The following is a 21,912-nucleotide window of genomic DNA, read 5'->3' as shown; positions in this document are numbered from 1 at the left end:
CCCCGCGCGGGCCACGGGCGCTCCTGCTCCACGTCACCGCGGCTGCCGTGTGCCGAGACGCTCCTGCACCCAGTCGTGGAAGGCCCCGATGTGGTGCTCGCTGGGCACGAGCACACCGCCCTTGGCGTACAGCCGTGAGCTCATCCCGGGCTGGGTGCGCTCGCAGGCGTCGAAGTCCTGGCGGTTGACCCGGTCGAAGAGCTCCACGGACCGGCTGACGTCCTTGCCGCTCTCCACGACGTGCGGCAGGTAGAGCCAGTCGCACTCCACGACGGTGCGGTCGACGGCGACCGGGTACATGCGGTGGAAGATCACGTGGTCGGGCACCAGGTTGATGAACACCTGCGGCCTGACGGTGATCGCGTAGTACCGGCGGTCCTGGTCCTCGCCCACCCCCGGGATGCGGTCCAGCCCCTCGGAGCCGTCGACGGTGAAGCCCTGGACGTCCGCGCCGAACTCGGCACCGTGGCCGACGTAGTACTGGGCGGCGTAGCCGTCGGCGAACTCGGGCAGCACCTCGGTGAGTTCGGGGTGGATCGTGGCGCAGTGGTAGCACTCCATGAAGTTCTCGATGATCAGCTTCCAGTTCGCCTTCACGTCGTAGACGATCCGCCTGCCCACCGAGAGGTTGTCGATGTCGTAGCGCTCGATCGACTCGACGTCGCCGAGGCGGGTGACCACCTCGCCGATGACGTCCTCCTCGAAGGAGGGTGGGTTCTCCGCCAGGCACACCCAGACATAGCCGAGCCATTCGCGTACGGCCACACTCACCAGGCCGTACTCGGTCCGGCCGACGTCGGGCATCTTGGTCAGGTTCGGCGCCGCGACCAGCCTGCCGTCGAGGTCGTAGGTCCAGGCGTGGTAGGGGCACTGGAAGGCGCGCCTGACCTCGCCGGTCCCGTCGGTGCAGAGCTTGGCTCCGCGGTGCCGGCATACGTTGAAGTAGGCGCGGACCGAGTGGTCACGGGCCCGGGTGACGAGGATGCTCTCGCGGCCCACGTCGACGGTGCGGAACGCGCCGGGCTTCGGCAGGTCCGCCGCGCGGGCGACGCAGAACCACATCGTCTCGAAGATGCGCTCCTGTTCCTGGGCGAAGATCGCGGGATCCGTGTAGGCGGAGCCGGGCAGGGTGGCGATCAGGCTGTCCGGCAGGCTGGTCGAGGTCACGGTGCACTCCTCGGGAAACGTCGTGGGTCGGTAGGTCACGCGCCGGGAAGAGCGGCTTCGGACGGCGTTGTGTCTGAAGGGGCCTTGCGTGTGGTGCGCACCGCAGGGCCGCGGATGTCGCGACCGCCGTGTCAGGACGCGGCGGTGGTGAACTGCTTGCGCCGGCGGGTGAACAGCCGCGGCTGGTTCATCCCGAGCACGGCGACGGGCCGGCCGGCCTGCCGGTAGACGGCGAGGAAGCTGCGGTCGTCGGTCGAGCCCTCCTCGACCGTGACCGTGTCGGCCCCGGCGGCGTGGCCGACGAACTGGATCTTGACGCCGTACTGGTCGGACCAGAAGTACGCGGGCCGGGGCGCGCCCGGTTCCGTCGCACCGTACGCGAGCAGCGCGGCGACGGCGGCGTCCGGCCGTTCCAGCGCGCCGGTCCAGTGCTCGATCCTGCGGTGGCGGCCGGTGTGCGGGTCGTACCAGTTGGCGCAGTCGCCCACGGCGACCACCCCGGCGACACTGGTGCGCCCGTCGGCGCCGCACTTCACGCCGTTGTCGAGCGCGATGCCGGACCCTTGGAGCCACTCGACGCAGGGGCGCGCACCGACCCCGACGACGACGGTGTCGGCGGGCACGCTGCGGCCGTCCTCCAGCAGTACCGCGTCCACCCGGCGCTCTCCCCCGAGCCCCTTGACCCCCACCCCGCACAGCAGCCGCACCCCGTGGTCGGCGTGGAGGGCGGAGACGATGCCGCCCATGGTCTCGCCGAGCGGTCCGGCCAGTGGGGTCGGCGCCGCCTCGATCACGGTGACGTCGAGACCGAGGGCGTACGCGGTGGAGGCGACCTCGGCACCGACGAACCCGGCGCCGATCACCACCAGCCGTCCGCCCCGGGCGAGGTCCTCCCGCAGGGCGCGGGCGTCGTCCAGGGTGCGCAGCACATGGACCCCGGCGAGACCTTCGGTGCCGGGCAGGGTGCGGGCCGCGGCCCCGGTGGCGATGACCACGCCGTCGGCGCGCACCTCCCGGCCGTCGGCGAGGCGGATCGCCCGCTCGGTGCGGTCGAGTCCGGTGGCGCGGGCACCGAGCAGCCACTCCGCCCGGAGTTCCTCGTCGTCCCGCTCCAGTGCCAGGTCCGCCTCGCCGACGGATCCGGCCAGGAACTCCTTGGACAGCGGCGGCCTGTCGTACGGGCGGTGGGGCTCGTCACCGATGACGACCAGCCGGCCGTCGTACCCCCGCTGCCGCAGCGAGCGCGCGGCCGACAGACCGGCCAGCGACGCGCCCACCACGGCCACGGTCCTCACGCGGGACCTCCGGCGAGACGGGCGGCGACGCACGGCGGCAGGTTGGGCGCGTCGGTGGACAGCCTGACGTGGACCATCCCGTCCACGACGACGACCTCGTGGGTGCGGACCGGGAGCTTGGCCGGGGGCGCGTCCACGGCTCCGGTCCGCAGGTCGAACTTCGAGGCGTGCAGGGGGCATTCGACCTCGCAGCCCTCCAACCAGCCGTCGGCGAGCGAGGCGTCCTGGTGGGTGCAGGTGTCGTCGATGGCGAAGAGCTCGCCGTCGTCGGTGTGGAACACCGACACGGGCGGGTCGATGTCGAGCCGATGGGCCTCGCCTCGCGGCAGATCCGCGAGACGGCACGCGGGAATCATCATGACACCTCGGTGCGTATAACGAAACGGATTGCGATTAGCGCAACGCCAGTCTGCGGGCGGCTCTGAAGCGTTGTCAAGGCATCCGAAGGCCGGTTTGCGCGGGCCGCGGCAGGGGTTTTCCGGGCATGCCGCAGCGACCGGGAAAGCCCAGGTGAACAGGGGTAACGCAAGCCCTGGCGGAGCGACGACGGCCCTGCCGCCGGTGCCGTCCACGGGGTCCGTCACCGGGGCAGGGCCGCGTCGTCGCCGGGTGGTCAGAAGCCGCGGTCGATCCACTCCTGCAGATGTGGCGCCTCGGAGCCGACGGTGGTGGCGTCTCCGTGGCCGGTGTGCACGACGGTGTCGTCCGGGAGAGTGAGGAGGCGCCTGCCGATCGACTCGACGATGGTGGGGAAGTCGCTGTACGACCGCCCCGTCGCCCCCGGCCCGCCGGCGAACAGCGTGTCACCGCTGAACAGCGCGGACAGGTCCGGGGCGTACAGACAGACGGCGCCGGGGGCGTGGCCCGGGGTGTGCAGCACGGTCAGCTCGGTCCCCGCCACCGCAATGCGCTGCCCGTCGCCCAGTTCGCCGTCGGGCAGCCGGCCCGGATGGGTCTGCTTCCACAGCGGCAGGTCGTCGGCGTGCAGCAGGATCGGGGCACCGGTCCGGGCGGCGAGGTCGGGCGCCGCGTCGATGTGGTCGTTGTGCGCGTGGGTGCACACGATCGCGCGCAGGGTGCGTCCGCCGAGGGCCCGCAGGATCGCGTCGGCGTCATGGGCCGCGTCGATGACGACCGCCTCGTCGTCGTCCCCCACGATCCACACGTTGTTGTCGACGTCCCAGGTGCCGCCGTCCAGCGAGAACGTCCCCGACGTGACGAGACGGTCGATCCGGGCACCGCTCGTCACAGGACCACCACCGAGCGCAGGACGTCGCCGTGGTGCATGCGCTCGAAGGCCTTCTCGACCTCGTCGAGGGCGATGGTCTCGGTGACGAAGGCGTCGAGGTCGAGACGCCCCTGCAGATGGAGGTCGATGAGCATCGGGAAGTCGCGGGAGGGCAGACAGTCCCCGTACCAGGACGACTTCAGCGCCCCGCCCCGGCCGAAGACGTCCAGCAGCGGCAGCTCCAGTTTCATCTCGGGGGTGGGTACGCCGACCAGCACCACGGTCCCGGCGAGATCACGGGCGTAGAAGGCCTGCCGGTAGGTCTCGGGACGCCCCACCGCCTCGATCACGACGTCGGCGCCGAAGCCCCCGGTCAGCTCGCGCACCGCGTCGACCGCGTCGGTCTCCTTGGAGTTGACCGTGTGGGTCGCGCCGAGCCCCTTGGCGGTGGCCAGCTTGCGGTCGTCGATGTCCACGGCGATGATCTTCGCCGCGCCGGCCAGGTTCGACCCAAGGACGGCCGCGGCGCCCACGCCGCCGCAGCCGATCACGGCGACGGTGTCACCGCGTCCGACGTTGCCGGTGTTGAGGGCCGCGCCGATGCCCGCCATCACCCCGCAGCCCAGCAGTCCGGCGACGGCCGCCGACGCGGCCCGGTCCACCTTGGTGCACTGACCGGCCGCGACGAGGGTCTTCTCGGCGAAGGCGCCGATGCCGAGGGCCGGCGAGAGTTCCGTCCCGTCGGTCAGGGTCATCTTCTGCTTCGCGTTGTGCGTGCTGAAGCAGTACCAAGGGCGCCCGCGCAGACAGGCCCGGCACTGCCCGCACACGGCACGCCAGTTGAGGATCACGAAGTCACCGGGCGCCACGTCGGTGACACCGTCACCGACCGCCTCGACCACGCCCGCCGCCTCGTGTCCGAGCAGGAACGGGAAGTCGTCGCTGATACCACCCTCGCGATAGTGCAGATCGGTGTGGCAGACGCCGCAGGCCTCGATCTTGACCAGCGCCTCCCCCGGGCCGGGGTCGGGCACGACGATGGTTTCCAGGCTGACAGGGGCGCCCTTGCTCCGCGCGACGACGGCACGAACCTGCTGAGACATGGCCACTCCTCGGCTGCCAGAGGGGCGAGATGTTGTCCAATGCGGTACGCATCTCGCGTTGCGCAACACAGCATCGCGGAGGCCGAAGCAGCGGTCAAGAATCCGTCGGGGCCTCTGTTCGGCCCCGGCCGGCAGCGACGAGGACGCCCGAGGTCCCGTGCGGCTAGGAAAGGTTGGCGATCCTGCTGCGCACCTTGCCCACGATCGTGGCCGGCAGCGTCGCGTAGCCCTCGAAGCTCAGTTCCTCCTGGCCCGTCGAGCCGGCGATGTACGTCAGGAACGCCTTGGTGGCGGGCAACGTCGCCGGCTTGTTGCCCTTGTCGCAGACGATCTCGTACGTGACCATGTCGATCGGGTAGGCGCCCGCGGCCCTGGTCCCGTAGTCGAGCTTCAGCACGAGGTCGCCGTCGGAGCCCGCGACGGTCGAACCGGCGATCGCCTTGGAGGACGTGATGACGCTGGCGTCGACCGGAGCGGAGGCTCCGGTGGCGATCGAGGCCGTGTGCACGTCGCGGGCGAGCGCGTACGTCAGCTCGACGTAGCCGATCGCGCCCACGGTCTTCCTCACCTGCTCGACGACGCCCGAGGAACCCTTGGCCGACTGGCCGCCCTTGGCCATCCACACCTTGTCGTGCCCGTACGACCAGGCGCTCGGTGCGGCGGCACTCAGGTAGGAGGTGAAGTTGTCCGTCGTGCCGGAGGAATCGGAACGGTGCGTCGCCCGGATCGGCGTCGACGGCAGCCTGGCACCGGGGTTGAGCTTCGCGATCTCCGGATCGTTCCACTTCGTGATCCTCGAGTCGAAGATCTTGGCCAGTGCGGGGGCGTCCAGGACCAGTTTGTCGACCCCCGGCAGGTTGAAGGCGAGCGCGATCGGGCCGCCCAGCGTCGGCAGGTGAACGGCCCGGCCACCTTGGGAGCAGACGCTCCTGGACTGGCCGATCTGTGCGGCGCTCAGCGCGGAGTCGGACCCCGCGAAGGCGGTCCTTCCCTTCAGGAAATCACTCTGGCCGGCACCGGAGCCGTTGCCCGCGTAGCTGATGCGGGTCCCGGGACACGCCCGCGTGTAGCTCCTGATCCAGATCTTCATCGCGAACTCCTGCGCCGTCGAGCCGGACGCCGACAGGGCGGCCGCCTCGCCGCACGCCACCCCGCCGGCACCGGTCGCGGCCGGCGAGGCCGGCATCGACGGTGTGCGGGCGGACCGGGAGCTGCCGGTCGACCCGCAGGCCGCCAGGAACAGGGCACCCGAGACCACCGCCGCGGCGACCGCCGGACCGCGCAGCCCCCGCTTCGGCTGGAGCATCACTCTTCGGCTCTCCTCCCTGGGGACCGCCAGGGACGGCCCGGCGCAAAGGTGTGACGCGGCGTGAACCGCTGACGACTATACGTAACCATTCGGTCGCTGTCCGTAACAGCCCGCGGTGGCCGCATTTCCCTCCCCCAGCGACCGATGAGTTCCGCCTCGCCGCGTCGTCTGCATGGATGATCTGCATGGATGAGATGACGAGGAGTGTGCACACCATGGACCAGGAGAACGTGAGCGCCACCCTGACCGTCGCCGCGCCCGTCGCGAGGGTGTTCGCGGTGCTGGCCGACCCGACGACCCATGCTGCGATCGATGGCACCGGCTGGGTTCAGGAATCCGTCGACCGGGCGCCGCTGACCGAGGTGGGGCAGATCTTCCGGATGGACATGTACCACGCAGGCCATCCGAACCGCGACTACCAGGTGGCCAACCAGGTGCAGGTGTTCGATCCGCCGCGCGCCATCGGCTGGCTGACCGGGACGGAGAAGGACGACGGTCGACTGGAGCTCGGCGGCTGGATCTGGCGTTACGACCTCACACCGCTCGGCCCGTCCGAGACCGAGGTCACGCTCACCTACGACTGGTCGGCGGTGCCGCGGTTCATCCGGGATCGCGGCATCCGGTTCCCGCCGTTCGGCCCGGAGCATCTCAGCAACTCGCTGCACCACCTGGCCGGGCTTGCCGTGATCCCGGAACCGGACCGACCGGGGTCCTAGAGGTCGAGGACGACTTCCGAGGCCGGTGTGCTGCAGCAGATGAGGACGGTGCCGGGTTCGGGCAGTTCGAGGGGTGGGGTGGTGTAGGTGACGTCGCCCGCCACGAGGTGGGTGACGCAGGTGTGGCAGACGCCGGTGCGGCACGACCAGCGGGTGGGGATGTCGCAGGCCTCGGCGAGTTCGAGGAGCGACGCGTGGACGGGTGACCAAGGGGCGGTGACGCCGCTGCGGGCGAAAGTGGTGAGGGGGCCGGTGCCCGGTGGACCGGCCGGTTGGTGCGGCCGGGTCGCGACGGTGGTGGTGACGCCGGGGTTGATGGCGGAGAGGGCCGTGAACTGTTCCGTGTGGATCTGCTCGGGGTTCAGGCCGCGCTCGCGCAGGAGGCCGGCGAGGTCCGCCATGAAGGCGGGGGGGCCGCAGAGGTAGGCGTCGGCGTCGACGGGCAGGCCCATGGCCGTGAGCGATCGCGCGGTCGGACGGCCCCGGGTGATGTGGGGCTCGTCGGCATGCGCGGCGGTCTCGGCGGTGTAGTAGATGTGCTCGTGGGCGTCGGGGAGTTGTGCCAGAAGGGCATGGGCCTCGTCCGCGAAGGCGTGGTGGGCGCGGTCGTGGGCGGTGTGGATCCACCAGACGGGGCGTGGGTCCCGTGCGGCGGCGAGTTGGTGGAGCATGGCGAGCACGGGAGTGGCACCGATCCCCGCGGAGACGAGGACGATCGGGCGGGTGCCTTCTTGGAGTACGAACGTTCCGCGCGGGCTGGCGATGTCCACGAGGTCGCCGGGGCGGAGCGTGGCATGGATGTAGCTGCTGACCTTGCCGTGGGCCTCATGCTTGACGCTGATGCGGTAGGTGCCGGCCGTGGGGGCGGAGGACAGGGAGTAGCTGCGCACCGCGGGGGCGGCGTCGCCGACGGGGAGACGGATGGAGAGGTACTGGCCCGGCCGGGCCTCGGGCAGGGGTGTGTCGTCGACGCTGTCGAGGTAGATCGACGAGACGGCGGGGGTCTCGGGGACGATGCGGGCGACCCGCATGGTCTTGAATCCCGGCCATCCCGGCACCTCCCGGGGCTGCTGGGTGCCGACGCGCTCGGCTGACCAGCCCGGTTCCTGTCGGGGCTGCTGGGCGGCGGCGAGTTCACGGAAGGACTGCTGCCACCCGGGACTGAGGGCAGGGATGTTCAGTGCTTTGCGCAGCTTCTCGGGGTCGCGGTCGGGGAGGTAGAGCAGTGCGTCGGTGTCGGCGACGCTGAGTTCTTCCGGGCCTTTGCGGGTGAGGGTGATCTCGTCGCCGGCCTGGACATGCCCCTCCGTGATGACGCGCAGGTAGAAACCCGGGCGGTGGTGAGCCACCAGCAGAGAGGCCATGGTGGGTTCACCCAGGCGCATGCCGACGCGGTAGCAGGTGACGCGGGGCTGGGTGACTTCGAACTCCGCTTCGCCGATGCGGTACCGGTCGCCGATGCACACGTCGTCGTCGGGCAGGCCGTCGACGGTGAAGTTCTCCCCGAAGACGCCGAAGGTCAGGTCGTCGCGGCCGAGCTGTTCCCGCCAGTACTGATAGGACTCCAGCTGGTACACGAGAACGGCGCGGATCTCGCCGCCGTGCCCGGCCAGATCCCCCTGGCCGTCCCCGTCGACGTTCAGCCGCCGGACCATGCGGGGGCCACGGACGGGCGCCTTCCAGGCTCCGGTGCGGACAGTCCGCCCCTGCCAGGAGACGTCCTTGGGCATCCCCACGTTGACGGACAGCAGCGTCGCCATCGCGGACCTCCTGCGGGGTCGCCGGCCGGCACAGCCCCTCGTGGCGCTGCGATCTGTGCGCTGAGGCCGATCCTAGTTCCCTGCCGGTGCCGCCGCGATTCCGTGATCACGCGGGGTGGTGCACAGGTTGTGTGCTTCCCCCTTCCTCTGCCGCCGGTCCGCCGCGGTGCGCGTGTTTCGTGCAGGGGAACGCGCGGATCGTGCAGGAGCGCACACGGACGTCCTTCGCATACTCGGTGGCTCAAGGAACCGACGCGACCTGATGACACGCGGAGGCAGAGTTCCATGCGGACGTTCGTCTACACATCCCACCCCGCTCGGGTGGTCTTCGGTGCCGGCACGGTCGGGCGCCTCGGCGAGGAGGTCGAGCGGCTCGGCTGCTCCCGGGTGCTCTTGTTGGCCGGCGGGTCCCGCGCGGCGGCTTCCGCCCCGGTCCGCCAGGCACTCGGTGGCCTGCTGGCGGCGGAGTTCCACGGCGCGGCCATGCACACCCCGGTGGAGGTGACCGAGCAGGCCCTCCAGGTGCTCAGGGAGTCCGCCGTGGACGGCATCGTCGCCGTCGGGGGCGGTTCGACCACGGGCCTGTCGAAGGCGCTGGCGCTGCGTACGGGACTGCCGCAGGTGATCCTGCCGACCACGTACGCCGGCTCGGAGGTGACCCCCGTCCTCGGCGAGACCCGGGACGGACGCAAGGTCACCCGGTCCTCTCCAGAGATCCTGCCCGAGACCGTCGTCTACGACGTCGACCTCACCCTCACATTGCCGCTGTCCCTGACGGTCACGAGCGGCGTGAACGCTCTCGCCCACGCCGTCGAGGCCCTGTACTCGGCTGACGCCGACCCGGTCACCGACCGGCAGGCCCTCGACGCGATCTCCCGCATCGCCCGGGCGCTGCCACGGCTGGCCGCCGATCCGGCCGACACGGAGGCGCGCGCCGACCTGCTGCACGCGGCCTGGCTCGCCGGGACCTGCCTCGCCGCGGTGGGTATGGGCCTGCACCACAAGCTGTGCCACACCCTCGGCGGCAGCTTCGATCTGCCGCACGCCGAGACGCACACGGTCGTCCTGCCGCACGCCATGGCCTACAACGCGCCCGCGGTGCCCGGTGTGATGCGCCGCATCGCCGACGCCCTGGGCGTGCCCGACGCCCCCAGCGGCGTGTACGACCTGGTCGCGTCCCTGGGCGGCCCCGCCTCGCTGCGCGACCTCGGCATGCCGGAGTCCGCCCTCGCCCGCGCGGCCGAGCTGGCCACCTCGACGCCGTACCCGAACCCACGGGAGCTGACGGCCGGCGGCATCGCCGAGCTGCTGGCGGACGCCTGGCACGGACGCCGCCCCGAGGGCCCCCCGTCCACGGGGGCCGAGCTGGCCCGTCTCACCGAACACGTCGTGGCCAGCTTCGCGCAGGCACCCGACCCGCGCGTCGGCACCCTGCTGAGCGACCTGGTCCGGCATCTGCACACCTTCGTCACCGACAACGACGTCACCGAGGCCGAATGGCAGTACGCCATCGACTTCCTCACCCGCACCGGAGAGATCTGCAGCCCGACCCGGCAGGAGTTCGTGCTGCTGTCGGACACGCTCGGCGTCTCCAGTGCCGTGGATCTGCTGACCAACTCCCGTACGCCGCACACCACTCCGTCCGCGGTGCTGGGTCCCTTCTATGTGGAGGGTCCGCCCGACACCCCGCACGGCGGCGACATCTCCGACGGGCTGCCCGGCACCCCGCTGTGGGTGGACGTACGGATCACGGACACCGCCGGCGATCCGGTCACGGACGCCGTGGTGGACGTGTGGCAGTCCAACGAGGACGGCTTCTACGACGTCCAGCTCCCGGATCTGGAGGGGCCGGTGCTGCGGGGGCGGCTGCGCACCGACGCCGAGGGGCGGCTCACGTTCTGGTCCATCCTGCCCTCGGAGTACCCGATCCCCGAGGACGGGCCGGTCGGGCAGATGCTCAAGGCGACAGGACGCCATCCCTTCCGGGCGCCGCACCTCCACTTCATGGTCGACGCGCCCGGCCACCGCCGGCTCGTCACGCAGCTGTTCGTGTCGGGCGGCTCCTACCTGGACAGCGACACCGTCTTCGGCGTCAAGGACGAGCTGATCGTCGACTTCACGCCGCAGACCGGCCCCGCCCCCGACGGCCGCCCGGTCGACGGCGAGTGGCGCCGGCTCGACTACACCTTCCGACTCGCCCCCCTGGCCGGATGCCCGAGGAGTGCCCGCCCATGACCATCACCCCTGCGCACGACACGTACGACACCGACGTCCTCGTCGTCGGCAGCGGCCCCGCCGGGGGTTCCGCCGCGCTGCTGCTCGCCACCTACGGCATCCGTACCCTGCTGGTGACCAAGTACGGCTGGCTGGCCAACACGCCGCGGGCGCACATCACCAACCAGCGCACCATGGAGGTGCTGCGCGACCTGGGCGTGGAGTCCGAGGCGCTGGCCGTCGGCAGCCCCTCCCACCTCATGGGCGACACGGTTCTGTGCACCGCGCTGACCGGGCAGGAGATCGGCCGCATCCGCAGCTGGGGCACGGGGCCCGCGTCGGCCACCGAGTACGCCTCGACGAGCCCCTGCGAGATGATCGACCTGCCGCAGACGTACCTGGAGCCGATCCTGGTGAACAACGCGGCGGCCCGCGGTGCCAAGGTGCGCTTCGACACCGAGTTCCTCAGCCTCACCCAGGACGACAGCGGCGTCACGGCGCTGCTGCGCGACCGTGTCCGGGGCGACGAGTTCACCGTACGGGCGCGCTACCTGATCGGCGCGGACGGCGGGCGCAGCACGGTCGCCGAGCAGCTCGGCCTGCCCTTCGACGGCCGTATGGCCAAGGCCGGCAGCATGAACATCGTCTTCAAGGCCGACCTCACCCGGTACTGCGCCCACCGGCCGAGCGTCCTGTACTGGGTGCTGCAACCCGGGGCGGAGACCGGCGGCATCGGCATGGGCCTGGTCCGGATGGTCCGCCCGTGGAACGAGTGGCTGCTGGTGTGGGGGTACGACATCGAGCAGCCGCCGCCGGAGGTCGACGAGGAGTCGGCGCGGCGGATCGTGCGTGACCTCGTCGGTGACCCCGGCCTGCCGGTGGAGATCACCTCCACCTCGCTGTGGACGGTCAACCACAGCCACGCCTCGGCGTACGCGTCCGGGAGGGTCTTCTGCGCCGGTGACGCGGTGCACCGTCATCCGCCGTCCAACGGACTCGGCTCCAACACCTCCGTCCAGGACTCGTACAACCTCGCCTGGAAGCTCGCGATGGTGATACGCGGCGAGGCCGGCGCCGAGCTGCTCGACAGTTACTCGGCCGAACGTGCCCCCGTCGGGCGGCAGATCGTCGAACGGGCCAACCTCAGCCGCGACCAGTTCGGCCCGATCTTCGAGGTGCTCGGCATCGGCGGTGGCGTCGGCCATGAGGCCATCGCGGAGGGGCTCGCGGCGATCGGCGCGCCGACACCCGAGGGCGCCAAGAAGCGACGTCTGCTCGAAGAGGCCATCCAGCTCAAGAACTACGAGTTCAACGCGCACGGCGTCGAGATGAACCAGCGTTACGTCTCCTCCGCGGTGCTTCCGGACGACGAGGTAGCGGCCGAAGTCTGGGAGCAGGACCGGGAGTTGGTGGCCCGGCCGACCACGCGGCCCGGCGCGAAGCTGCCGCACGCGTGGCTCGTCGACGCCCGGGGCGAGCGGCTGTCCACGCTGGACGTCGTCGGCGACGGCACCTTCACCGTGCTGACCGGGCTGTCGGGAGGTGTCTGGGACACGGCCGCGACGGCCTGCCGGGCGGACCTCGGTGTCCCGCTGCGGGTGGTGCGCGTGGGCGACGACACCTGCCGTGACGCGTACGGCGAGTGGAACCGGGTCGGCGGGATCGCCGAGGACGGCGTGCTGCTGGTGCGTCCGGACGGCTACATCGCCTGGCGTCGCGCCACCGCTCCCGAGAGCGCGCGTGCGGCCAAGGACGACCTGCTCGGCGCACTGCGCCGGGTGCTGGCCAGGTAGGAGAGACAGACGATGGACAAGGTGAGGGCCACGGCCGCGGAGGCCCTGGCGGATGTGACGGACGGACGGTCGTTCGCCGTCGGCGGCTTCGGACTGAGCGGCGTCCCCGAGGTTCTCATCGGGGCTCTTCACGAGAGCGGGGTGAGCGGTCTGTCGGTGGTGTCGAACAACTGCGGTGTCGACGGCCGTGGCCTCGGCATCCTGCTGGCCGCCGGCCGCATCGCCCGGGTCACGGGCTCGTACATCGGTGAGAACAAGGAGTTCGCCCGCCAGTACCTCATGGGCGAGCTGGAGGTCGAGCTGACGCCGCAGGGCACGCTCGCCGAGCGGCTGCGAGCGGGCGGCGCGGGGATCCCGGCCTTCTACACCCCGGCCGGCGTCGGCACGCAGGTCGCCGAGGGCGGACTGCCCTGGCGCTACGCCACGGACGGTTCGGTCGCCGTGGCCTCGCCGCCCAGGGAGGTGCGGACCTTCGACGGCGTCGACCACATCCTGGAACACGCCATCACCACGGACTACGCGCTGGTCAGGGCGGCGCGCGGGGACCGCCACGGCAACCTCGTCTTCCGCCGCGCGGCGCGGAACTTCAACCCGCTCGCGGCCATGGCCGGGCGCATCACCGTCGCCGAGGTGGAGGAGCTCGTCGAGCCGGGCGTGCTCGACCCCGACGAGGTCCATCTGCCGGGGGTGTTCGTGCAGCGTGTCGTGGCGCTCACCCCGGAGCAGGCGGCCGACAAGGGAATCGAGAAGAGGACGGTGCGCGAGCGATGAGCTGGACCAGGGACGAGATGGCGGCGCGCGCCGCGAGCGAGCTGAGGGACGGCGACTACGTCAACCTGGGCATCGGGCTGCCCACCCGGGTGGCCGACTTCCTGCCGGCGGGCGTCGATGTCGTCCTGCACTCGGAGAACGGACTGCTCGGAGTCGGGCCGTACCCGTCGCCCGACGAGGTCGACGCCGACCTCGTCAACGCGGGCAAGGAGACCGTGACCGTGCGGCCGGGAGCCTCCTTCTTCGACTCCTCGCTCTCCTTCGGCATGATCCGCGGCGGCCACATCGACACCGCCGTCCTGGGCGCGCTCCAGGTTTCCGTCCGCGGTGACCTCGCCAACTGGGCTGTCCCCGGGAGGATGATCAAGGGGATGGGCGGTGCGATGGATCTCGTGCACGGTGCCGGCCGGGTCGTCGTACTCATGGAGCACCTGACGAAGGACGGCGCCTCCAAGATCGTCCAGGAGTGCACACTGCCGCTCACGGGCCGTGGCTGTGTGGACCGGATCATCACCGACCTGTGTGTCCTCGACGTGACACCCCATGGGCTCGAACTGGTCGAGACGGCACCGGATGTGACGGTGGATCAGGTCACGGCACACACACCCTTTCCCGTCAGTCCTGCTGGGAGCGACCGATGATCGAGCAACCGCGTGACGTGTACGTCGTCGACTCCGTCCGTACTCCCTTCGGCCGCTATGGCGGCGCCCTGGCGGGTGTACGCCCGGACGACCTCGCCGCCGGTGTGCTGCGCGCGCTGGTCGAACGCAGCCCCGGCCTGGACCCCGCGCGCATCGACGACGTGCTGTTCGGCAACGCCAACGGCGCGGGCGAGGACAACCGCGACGTGGCCCGCATGGCCGTCCTGCTCGCCGGGCTCCCGGTCACCGTGCCCGGAGCCACGGTCAACCGGCTGTGCGGATCCGGTATGGAGGCCGTCGTCCAGGCGGCCCGCGCCATCGCCCTCGGCGACGCGTCCATCGCGGTGGCGGGCGGTGTCGAGTCCATGAGCCGCGCGCCCTGGGTGCTGCCGAAGCCGGAGCGGGCCTTCCCGGCGAAGGACCAGCAGCTGTACTCGACGACGCTCGGCTGGCGGATGGTGAACCCGCGGATGCCCGCCGAGTGGACGATCCCGCTCGGCGAGAGTGCGGAGCTCGTCGGCGCCAAGTACTCCGTCACGCGGGCGGCGCAGGACGCGTTCGCGCTGGCCAGCCACCGCAACGCCGCCCGCGCCTGGCGCGAGGGCCGGTACGCGGGAGAGGTCGTCCCCGTGGCCGGGGTGGACCTGAGCCGCGACGAGGGGATCCGGGACAACACCTCCCTGGAGGCGCTCGCCCGGCTCAGGCCGGCGTTCACCGCCGACGGCACGATCACGGCCGGCAACGCGTCGCCGCTCAACGACGGGGCGGCCGCGCTGCTGCTCGCCGACGAGGACGGGCTGGCGGCGATCGGGCGCGAGCCGCTGGCCCGGGTGCGGGCGGCGGCGGTCACGGGCATCGAACCGCAGTACTTCGGGCTCGGTCCGGTCGACGCCATCCGCAAGGTGCTCGCGAAGGCGGCGGTGGCTCCCGGCGCTCTGCACACGATCGAGCTGAACGAGGCCTACGCGGCCCAGGCGCTGGCCTGCCTGGCCGCACTGCCGGAGCTCGACCCCGAGGTCGTCAACCCGCGGGGCGGTGCCATCGCCATCGGCCACCCCCTGGGAGCGTCGGGCGCCCGTATCACCGGAGCGGTCGCGCACCAGCTGGCCGCGGCGGGCGGCGGCACGGGCCTGGCGGCGCTGTGCATCGGGGTGGGCCAGGCACTGGCCCTGGTACTGGAACGCTGAGGCGTGGCCGTCAGGGCCGCTTCAGCCGGACCGGCGCAGTGCGGCCGGAGTGGTGCCCAGCCGGGCGCGCATCACCCGGGTGAGGTGCTCCTGGTGGGAGAAGCCGCAGGCGGCGGCCACGTCCGCGATCGGGGTCCGGCCGGTGCGCAGCAGTCGGCACGCGGCCTCCAGCCGTAGCTTGAGGAGGAACTGGTGGGGCGACTGACCGGTGCTCGCCCGGAACCTCCGCGTGAACTGGCTCGGGCTCAGCGAGGCCGAGGCGGCGAGGTCCGCGATCGGCAGCGGTTCGGCGAGGCGCTGGTCCATGAGGTCACGGACGGCGGCGAGCTGTCGGCCGGACAGCCCGGCCCGGTCGGGTGGAGGTGCGGCCGCGCGGACCCCGTGGCGGCGTACGAGCTGCGCGGCGAGCATCCCGGTCAGCTGGTCGGCGTAGGTGCGGGCCGACGGCTCCCAGGAGCGGACCGTGCTCTCCAGCGCGAGCATGAGCTGTTCGGCGAGCGGGTCGCTGGCCCCGAGTTCCTCGGTCAGCTCCACGGACCGGCCGCCGTTCGCCTCGCGCAGGACGTCGTCCGTGAGGTAGGCGTGGATCGTGTCCAGCCGCCCGCCGAGCTCGACGGCGAGACTCCGGCCGGCCGGCTGCAGGAAGAGCCCACCGGTGGGGACCGCCCGTGACCGACGGTCCGCACCCTGCCCCCGCCGTACCGTGACGGGGCCGCTGAGGTGCAGGATCAGCAGGTGGGTGGGGGCCGGACCGAACGCGGCGCGATAGGGCTGCTCCACCTGCGCGGAGAGGTACAGCCGGTCCCAGCCGAGCCCTGAGCTGCTGTGTCGTGGCCGCACGCCGGGCCGGCGCAGGATGCCGACCGTGTCGGCCAGGCCGAGTTCCGTCATGGTGCGACCTCCCCACCGATATGGTTGAATGGTAAACCACGTGCCCGGTATCGAGAAGTGCCCGGATCGGGCGGGTGAAGTCCTCGGCCACCGGGAAGCACCGCTGTTTGCCGTCCACGACAAACGGGGAACTCTGGCCGGAGCCCGAACGCGTCCCGCTGCAGGAGGCACCGATGACGGACGAGCAGGACGACCGCTTCGACGTGGTGGTGCTCGGTGCGGGCCCCGGTGGCTACGTGGCCGCGATCCGGGCCGCCCAACTGGGCAAACGCGTCGCCGTCGTGGAGCGGAAGTACTGGGGCGGCATCTGCCTGAACGTGGGCTGCATCCCGACCAAGGCCCTGCTGCGCAACGCCGAGCTGGCGCACATCTTCACCCGTGAGGCCAGGACGTTCGGCATCCGCGTCGACGGACAGGTCACCTTCGACTACGGCGAGGCGTTCCGCCGCAGCCGCAAGGTCGCCGACGGCCGCGTCAAGGGCGTGCACTACCTCATGAAGAAGAACAAGATCACGGAGATCGACGGTCACGGCACGTTCCTCGACCCGCACACCCTCCAGGTCTCCGGCTTCGACGGCGACACCCGCACCATCGGGTTCGATCACTGCGTCATCGCCACCGGCGCCTCCCCCAAGCTGCTGCCCGGCACCCGGCGCACCTCCCGCGTGGTCACCTTCGAGGAACAGATCCTCGCCGAGGAGCTGCCGCAGTCCATCATCATCGCGGGCGCCGGCGCGATCGGCGTCGAGTTCGCCTACATCCTGCACAGCTACGGCGTGAAGGTCACGATCGTCGAGTTCCTGGACCGCCTCGCCCCGCTGGAGGACGCCGAGGTCTCCGCGGAACTCGCCAAGCAGTACCGCAGGCTGGGCATCGACGCGCTCACCTCCACCCGAGTCGACTCCATCGACGAATCGGGGCCCCGCGTCCGCGTCACGGTCACCGGCAAGGACGGCTCCCAGCAGGTCCTGGAGGCCGACAAGGTCCTCCAGGCGCTCGGCTTCGCGCCCAACGTGGGCGGCTGCGGCCTGGAGAACACCGGTGTGCGGGTCACCGAGCGCGGCGCGATCGACGTGGACGGCCGCTGCCGTACCAACGTGCCGCACCTCTACGCCATCGGCGACGTCACCGCGAAGCTGATGCTCGCGCACGCGGCCGAGGCGATGGGGGTGATCGCCGCCGAGACGCTCGCGGACGCGGAGACCATGGAACTCGACTACGCGATGATCCCGCGGGCCACCTTCTGCCAGCCGCAGATCGCCAGCTTCGGCTACACCGAGGCGCAGGCACGCGAACGGGGTTACGACGTCAAGGTGGCCAAGTTCCCGTTCACCGCGAACGCCAAGGCGCACGGCCTCGGCGACGCCACCGGCTTCGTGAAGCTGATCAGCGACGCGAGGTACGGCGAACTGATCGGCGGGCACCTCATCGGCCCGGACGTCACCGAGCTGCTGCCCGAGCTGACCCTGGCACAGCTGTGGGACCTCACCGTCCACGAGGTCGCCCGCAACGTCCACGCTCATCCGACGCTCGGCGAGGCGATCCAGGAGGCGGTCCACGGCCTGGCCGGACACATGATCAACCTGTGAGGGGCGGCCCCGGTCTCACCGGGGGTGCGGGGCCGTCCGGGTCGAGGCGGGCGGGTCCGGGGGCTCGGTGAGGTGCTCGGTTCCGCCCGGCGAGGTGCAGGCGTGCACCCCGGAGGTGAGCAGGACACAGGCCTTCGCCGTCGACGGGCTGGGGGCGCCGACCATCGCGCTGAACGTGTCGGTGTCGTAGTGGACCTTGTTCTGGTATGTCCGGCCTCCCTCGCCGACGACCCGGGCGATGTCGCCGGGGCGTCCCCAGCTGATCCGGGACCAGGCGGCCTTGCAGGCGTCGCTGTAGCGCAGCTCCACGTAGACCCCGGCCACCTTGTAGAGGGCGGACGTCCAGGCGTCGCCGCCGCAACCGGTCTGTTTGGGGTCCTTGCCGGCGCAGCCGTCCGCGAAGCAGTTGACGTCCAGTTGCCTCGTCGGGGTGTCCGTCCCCGGCGCGCTGTCCCGGCCGGCGTGCGCGTGGCGGCCCAACACGCCGAACAGGGCGGCACCTGACGCGGCGACGGCGGCCAGAGCGACCACGGCCCACAGCAGCCTCCGTCTGTCGGGGCGACGGCCCGGCCGGTCCGCGGGCGGCTCCTCGGCCTGTGCTGGAGCGGGTGGTTCGGGCTGCCGGATCGGTACGTCGCGGGGGGCCTGGGCCTCGCGGTCGTGCCACGCCGCGTTCGCCAGTTCCCACAGTGCCATGAGCCGGGCGGGGTCGGCGTCGGCCAGCTTGCCGAGGGAGGCCACCGCGTGCTGCGGCGGCATGGCCTTTCCGTTGAGGTAGCGCTCCCAGGAGGACCTGCTGTGCGGAGTGCACCCGGCGAGGGCGGCGAGGCTCAGCCCGGCGCGGTCCTTCAACCCCCGTAACTCTGCCACCAGATGGCGGACGTCCGAGGCGAGACCGTCGGGCAACGGCTTCCAGTCGGTCAAGCACGCCCCCCGTGGACCCGTGCGTACTGTCGGACACTGCCCTCCCCACGGTATCCACCGGGACCCGGACCGGAACCGCGGTTTTGCGCAATTCGGCGTGGCGACGGCACAGTTGGCGTTATGACGATGTCATGGGCATCGGGACCGCGGCGCGCGCCGCACTGTGCGTACTGGCGCTGGGAGTGGTGTGCGCCGGGGCCGGCGGCCCACGGGATCACGGGCCCGGCGACCGCCGTGACGACGTGCTCCTCGCCGCCGGGCTGCCCACCGCGCCGCAGCTGGCGGTCGGCCGCACCCGGCGCAGCGACGTGATCGGGCTGTGGCAGAGCATGCTGTGGGCCGACGGGTACTTGGCACGTTCCGGTGTGACCTGCACCTATGACGAGGCGACCGCCGGCGCCACCCGCGTCTGGCAGAGCAACCACCATCTGTCGGCGGACGGGATCGTCGGGACGGCCACCTGGGGCGCGGCGGAGCAGCGCATCGCCGCCACGGGCCCATGGACCGTCTACCAGGGCGAACGCTTCGGTCTTCCGCTCCGCCCGGACACCGACGGCGCGTACGAGGTCTACGACGCCGGGCGGTTCCGCCGGCTGCGCACGGATGCCGTCACCCTCACCCGCTGCCGGTGACGGCGTCGATCCAGCTGTCGTACCGCGCGACGCCCAGTTGGCGGCCGTCGACGACGACCGTGGCACGCGCCGCGTCCGGCCCGTTCCCCACCATCGCGGTGTACGCCCCGCCCGTGGCGGCCCGTTGCTCGTCGCCGCCGCTCGTGGCGATCCGTAACCCGGCCGTACCCGCGGGAGTCTCGACCTCCGCCCAGCTCGCCATGCAGCCGGGGCTGAACTGGAGCGTCAGGACGTGGCCGTACGCGCGCAGCCGGTGGACAACGACACCGTCGCGATCACACTTCTCCCGGTACGGATCCAGGCCCCGGCAGCCGCCCGACCGGCAGGCGGCGCCCGTCCGGTCCACCGCGCTGCGCAGCGGCCACGGCCAGGCGGGTGCTCCGGCGGGAGCTCCGTCCGGCGGGCGGACGGCACCGGTTCCGGTGTCCCACGGCCGGGCCAGCAGGAGGGCCGCGAGCAGCGAGCAGGCCGCGGCGACGGCGAGCCAGACGCCCGCGCCCGGCATCAGGATGCCGCGCGAGGACCACCGGCCCTCCGTCGGCGGTGCGGCGGCGACCGGGGTGTCCGGGTGCTCCGAGCGCCCCGCCCGACGCTTCGGGGCGGTCGGCGGGACGGGCTCACCGGCCGCGCCCCCCGGCGTCCAGGCGTGGGCTGCCGATTCCCACAGCACGCGCAGGTACTCCGCGTCGGCCTGCGCCAGCCGTCCCAGCCCCTCGACCGCCGACCAGGGAGGCAGTCTCCGGCCGTTGAGGTAGCGCAGCCAGGAACTGCGGCTGTAGCCGGTCTTCGCGGCGACGGTCGCGGTGGTCGTCTCGCACCGGTCCACGTACTGGCGCAGTTCTCGCACCAGCCGGACCACCTCGGCGGGCAGGTCTCCTCGCAGCGGCTGCCAGCGTCCCACGACGGCGCCCCCCTTTCCGCGCGGCCCACTATCTCACGGCCGTCCCGTCCCACCGCCCGACCGCCGGGTTTTTCCGCAGGTCAGGGGATGGGTGATCCCGGGATTGACGCATCTTGCCGACAGCGCCGGCCGCTGCCCTGCGCCCGCTGCGGACCCAGGGCCGGCATCCGCGGGAGTCCCCCGGTCCTCCGCTCGGACCCGGCTGGGCGTCCTGCACGCCGCGCCCGCCCACGCCCTCGCCTGACGTGAGAGAGGACGGGATCGGTGTGAGACTGGGCTCGGAAGGGGTGATCGCCGTGCCGGAGCCACCGCGCGCCTCCTCCGGTCCTGACACCGCCGTCGACGAGATTCGGCTGGAAGAGCTGATCATCAGGGCCCAGACCGCCCTGCCGGTCGAACTCCCCGCCCTGGCGAACCGGTGCGCCTCGTCCCTCGGTCTGGAGAGCGCGCAGATCTACCTCGTCGACCTGCAACAGCAGCTGCTCGTACCGCTCGACAAGGCCATCGAGCCGTTGCCGGTGGACCGCTCCTCGGCCGGCCGGGCGTACCGCACGATCCGCCCGCGGGTGACGGAGGCCGACGACGGGGTGATCGTCTGGCTGCCACTGGTCGACGGTGCGGAACGGCTGGGCGTGCTGGCGGTGCGGACTGCCTCGCTCGACGAGGTCCGGATGCGCCGCAGCCGGATGCTGGCCCATCTGTTCGCCATGCTGATCACCTCCAAGCGCGCCTACAGCGACTGGCTCGCCGCCCGCACCCGCACCTCGCCCATGAGGTTGCCCGCCGAGATGCTGCGGGCCTTCCTGCCCCCGCACACCGTCGGCAGCAGCAGATGCGTCTCGACCGCGGTCCTGGAACCGGCGTACGACGTCGCCGGCGACGCCTTCGACCACTCGGTGGTCAAGAACGTGCTGCACACCATGATCCTCGACGGCATGGGTCACGATCTGATCGCCGGCCTGACCACGTCCGTCGCCATGGCGGCGGCGCGCAACGCCCGCCGCTGCGGTGGCGGCCTGACCGACGTCGTCGGTTCCGTCGACAGGGCGCTCTCGGAGTGGTTGCCCGACCACTTCTGCACCGGCGTGCTGTGCCGGCTCGATGCCGAGACCGGGGTCCTGCACTGGGTCAACTGCGGTCATCCCGCCCCGCTGCTGATCCGTGCCGAGCGGGTGCTCGCCGGAGCGCTGGACAGCCCTCCGCAGCCGCCGATCGGCCTGACAGGCCTCCTCGCCCCGGCGGCCCGGCAGGTCCACGAGACGATCCTGGAGCCGGGCGACTGCGTCCTGCTCTATACCGACGGTGTCGTGGAGGCCCGCGACGCGGACGGCGCGGAGTTCGGCCTCGACCGGTTCACCGACTTCATCATCCGCTCCTCCGCCGCCGGACAGCGCCCGGCCGAGGTACTCCGGCTGCTCATCCACGCCATCCTCGACTACCAACGCAACGAGCTGCGGGACGACCTGACCATCCTGCTCTTCGAATGGCGCCCGCAGCACTGACACGCTCCGGCCGGCAGGGAGCCGACGATCCGGGCTTGATGGCACTGCGTTCCCTCAGCAGAACCCGGCCGTGTGCCCACGGCCCAGCCGCCTCGACAAGCACGTGGTACTGAGTACCTTCCCTAGCGGCACTGAGTGCCATAGAGTGGTGCGGGCACTCCGCTGCCCCACAGCACAGCCCGTCGAGAACCACGAGGAGAGCCGGCGTGAGCTTGAGGATCGTTGTCACTGTGAAGTACGTGCCCGACGCCACTGGCGACCGGCACTTCGCCGATGACCTGACCGTCGA

General features: G+C 71.7%; 19 protein-coding genes and 1 pseudogene. 10 read left to right on the top strand and 10 right to left on the bottom strand.

Features of this window, described 5'->3' with window-relative positions; genetic code table 11:
- Nucleotides 1-33: 33 nt before the first annotated feature.
- The 6 genes from AB0D93_RS40415 to pstS form a co-directional block, all read right to left on the bottom strand.
- Nucleotides 34-1,167: an aromatic ring-hydroxylating dioxygenase subunit alpha gene (locus AB0D93_RS40415; RefSeq protein ID WP_362131420.1), complete on the bottom strand. Its 1,134-nt coding sequence runs from the start codon at nt 1,165-1,167 to the stop codon at nt 34-36.
- Between the two features lie 131 nt (nt 1,168-1,298).
- Nucleotides 1,299-2,462, bottom strand: a complete 1,164-nt coding sequence (locus AB0D93_RS40410) for an FAD-dependent oxidoreductase (RefSeq protein ID WP_362131417.1) — start codon at nt 2,460-2,462, stop codon at nt 1,299-1,301.
- Nucleotides 2,459-2,821 (bottom strand): bifunctional 3-phenylpropionate/cinnamic acid dioxygenase ferredoxin subunit, encoded by a 363-nt coding sequence (locus AB0D93_RS40405; protein ID WP_362131414.1) that lies wholly within the window; start codon nt 2,819-2,821, stop codon nt 2,459-2,461. Before AB0D93_RS40405 ends, AB0D93_RS40410 begins: the two co-directional genes overlap by 4 nt.
- A 254-nt stretch (nt 2,822-3,075) precedes the next feature.
- Nucleotides 3,076-3,711, bottom strand: coding sequence for an MBL fold metallo-hydrolase (locus AB0D93_RS40400; RefSeq protein WP_362131411.1), 636 nt, complete (start codon nt 3,709-3,711; stop codon nt 3,076-3,078).
- A complete protein-coding gene (locus AB0D93_RS40395) occupies nt 3,708-4,793 on the bottom strand; it encodes an S-(hydroxymethyl)mycothiol dehydrogenase (RefSeq protein WP_362131408.1) in 1,086 nt (361 codons plus the stop codon). The genes AB0D93_RS40400 and AB0D93_RS40395 overlap by 4 nt, the downstream gene beginning before the upstream one ends.
- A gap of 163 nt (nt 4,794-4,956) precedes the next feature.
- A complete protein-coding gene (pstS, locus tag AB0D93_RS40390) occupies nt 4,957-6,102 on the bottom strand; it encodes a phosphate ABC transporter substrate-binding protein PstS (protein WP_362131405.1) in 1,146 nt (381 codons plus the stop codon).
- Between the two features lie 215 nt (nt 6,103-6,317).
- Between pstS and AB0D93_RS40385 the strand changes: the two genes are divergently transcribed.
- Nucleotides 6,318-6,818: a polyketide cyclase gene (locus AB0D93_RS40385; protein WP_362131402.1), complete on the top strand. Its 501-nt coding sequence runs from the start codon at nt 6,318-6,320 to the stop codon at nt 6,816-6,818.
- On the opposite strand, the gene AB0D93_RS40380 is transcribed toward AB0D93_RS40385, so the two are convergent.
- The gene (locus AB0D93_RS40380; RefSeq protein WP_362131399.1) at nt 6,815-8,578 is read right to left on the bottom strand and encodes an MOSC and FAD-binding oxidoreductase domain-containing protein; all 1,764 of its coding nucleotides are present in this window, start codon (nt 8,576-8,578) and stop codon (nt 6,815-6,817) included. The two genes, AB0D93_RS40385 and AB0D93_RS40380, sit on opposite strands and share 4 nt — an antisense overlap.
- Before the next feature lie 285 nt (nt 8,579-8,863).
- On the opposite strand from AB0D93_RS40380, the gene AB0D93_RS40375 reads away from it, so the two are divergent.
- Genes AB0D93_RS40375 through AB0D93_RS40355 form a run of 5 tightly spaced genes read left to right on the top strand, consistent with a single transcriptional unit; the run spans nt 8,864 to nt 15,184 of the window.
- Nucleotides 8,864-10,813 (top strand): maleylacetate reductase and hydroxyquinol 1,2-dioxygenase domain-containing protein, encoded by a 1,950-nt coding sequence (locus AB0D93_RS40375; protein WP_362131396.1) that lies wholly within the window; start codon nt 8,864-8,866, stop codon nt 10,811-10,813.
- Nucleotides 10,810-12,585 carry an FAD-dependent monooxygenase gene (locus AB0D93_RS40370; protein WP_362131393.1) on the top strand — a complete coding sequence of 592 codons (1,776 nt, stop codon included), beginning with the start codon at nt 10,810-10,812 and terminating at the stop codon, nt 12,583-12,585. Before AB0D93_RS40375 ends, AB0D93_RS40370 begins: the two co-directional genes overlap by 4 nt.
- A gap of 12 nt (nt 12,586-12,597) precedes the next feature.
- Nucleotides 12,598-13,356 (top strand): CoA transferase subunit A, encoded by a 759-nt coding sequence (locus AB0D93_RS40365; protein WP_362131390.1) that lies wholly within the window; start codon nt 12,598-12,600, stop codon nt 13,354-13,356.
- Nucleotides 13,353-13,997: a CoA transferase subunit B gene (locus tag AB0D93_RS40360; protein WP_362131387.1), complete on the top strand. Its 645-nt coding sequence runs from the start codon at nt 13,353-13,355 to the stop codon at nt 13,995-13,997. Before AB0D93_RS40365 ends, AB0D93_RS40360 begins: the two co-directional genes overlap by 4 nt.
- Nucleotides 13,994-15,184, top strand: coding sequence for an acetyl-CoA C-acyltransferase (locus AB0D93_RS40355; protein WP_362131384.1), 1,191 nt, complete (start codon nt 13,994-13,996; stop codon nt 15,182-15,184). Before AB0D93_RS40360 ends, AB0D93_RS40355 begins: the two co-directional genes overlap by 4 nt.
- 21 nt (nt 15,185-15,205) lie before the next feature.
- Here the strand turns inward: AB0D93_RS40355 and AB0D93_RS40350 are convergent, their stop codons facing one another.
- Nucleotides 15,206-16,075, bottom strand: a complete 870-nt coding sequence (locus tag AB0D93_RS40350; RefSeq protein ID WP_362131381.1) for an AraC family transcriptional regulator — start codon at nt 16,073-16,075, stop codon at nt 15,206-15,208.
- Nucleotides 16,076-16,248: 173 nt separating this feature from the next.
- On the opposite strand from AB0D93_RS40350, the gene lpdA reads away from it, so the two are divergent.
- Nucleotides 16,249-17,664: a dihydrolipoyl dehydrogenase gene (lpdA, locus tag AB0D93_RS40345; RefSeq protein ID WP_362131378.1), complete on the top strand. Its 1,416-nt coding sequence runs from the start codon at nt 16,249-16,251 to the stop codon at nt 17,662-17,664.
- A 15-nt stretch (nt 17,665-17,679) separates the two neighbouring features.
- Here the strand turns inward: lpdA and AB0D93_RS40340 are convergent, their stop codons facing one another.
- Nucleotides 17,680-18,588, bottom strand: a complete 909-nt coding sequence (locus AB0D93_RS40340) for a DUF2690 domain-containing protein (protein WP_362131375.1) — start codon at nt 18,586-18,588, stop codon at nt 17,680-17,682.
- A gap of 131 nt (nt 18,589-18,719) precedes the next feature.
- Here AB0D93_RS40340 and AB0D93_RS40335 point away from each other — a divergent pair, with 131 nt between their 5' ends.
- The gene (locus AB0D93_RS40335) at nt 18,720-19,220 is read left to right on the top strand and encodes a peptidoglycan-binding protein (RefSeq protein ID WP_362131372.1); all 501 of its coding nucleotides are present in this window, start codon (nt 18,720-18,722) and stop codon (nt 19,218-19,220) included.
- Here AB0D93_RS40335 and AB0D93_RS40330 read toward each other — a convergent pair.
- On the bottom strand, nt 19,204-20,121 hold the full coding sequence (locus AB0D93_RS40330) for a helix-turn-helix domain-containing protein (RefSeq protein ID WP_362131370.1): 918 nt from the start codon (nt 20,119-20,121) through the stop codon (nt 19,204-19,206). The genes AB0D93_RS40335 and AB0D93_RS40330 overlap by 17 nt on opposite strands.
- Nucleotides 20,122-20,387: 266 nt before the next feature.
- Here AB0D93_RS40330 and AB0D93_RS40325 point away from each other — a divergent pair, with 266 nt between their 5' ends.
- Both AB0D93_RS40325 and AB0D93_RS40320 read left to right on the top strand, forming a co-directional pair.
- The gene (locus AB0D93_RS40325) at nt 20,388-21,623 is read left to right on the top strand and encodes a PP2C family protein-serine/threonine phosphatase (RefSeq protein ID WP_362131367.1); all 1,236 of its coding nucleotides are present in this window, start codon (nt 20,388-20,390) and stop codon (nt 21,621-21,623) included.
- Between the two features lie 206 nt (nt 21,624-21,829).
- Nucleotides 21,830-21,912: pseudogene (locus tag AB0D93_RS40320) on the top strand (electron transfer flavoprotein subunit beta); the annotation flags it as partial.

Origin of the sequence: Streptomyces sp. NPDC048191, from assembly GCF_040652655.1 — a bacterium.
In the GTDB taxonomy this organism is placed as follows: Bacteria; Actinomycetota; Actinomycetes; order Streptomycetales; family Streptomycetaceae; genus Streptomyces.
This window is presented reverse-complemented; position numbering and strand designations above follow the sequence as displayed.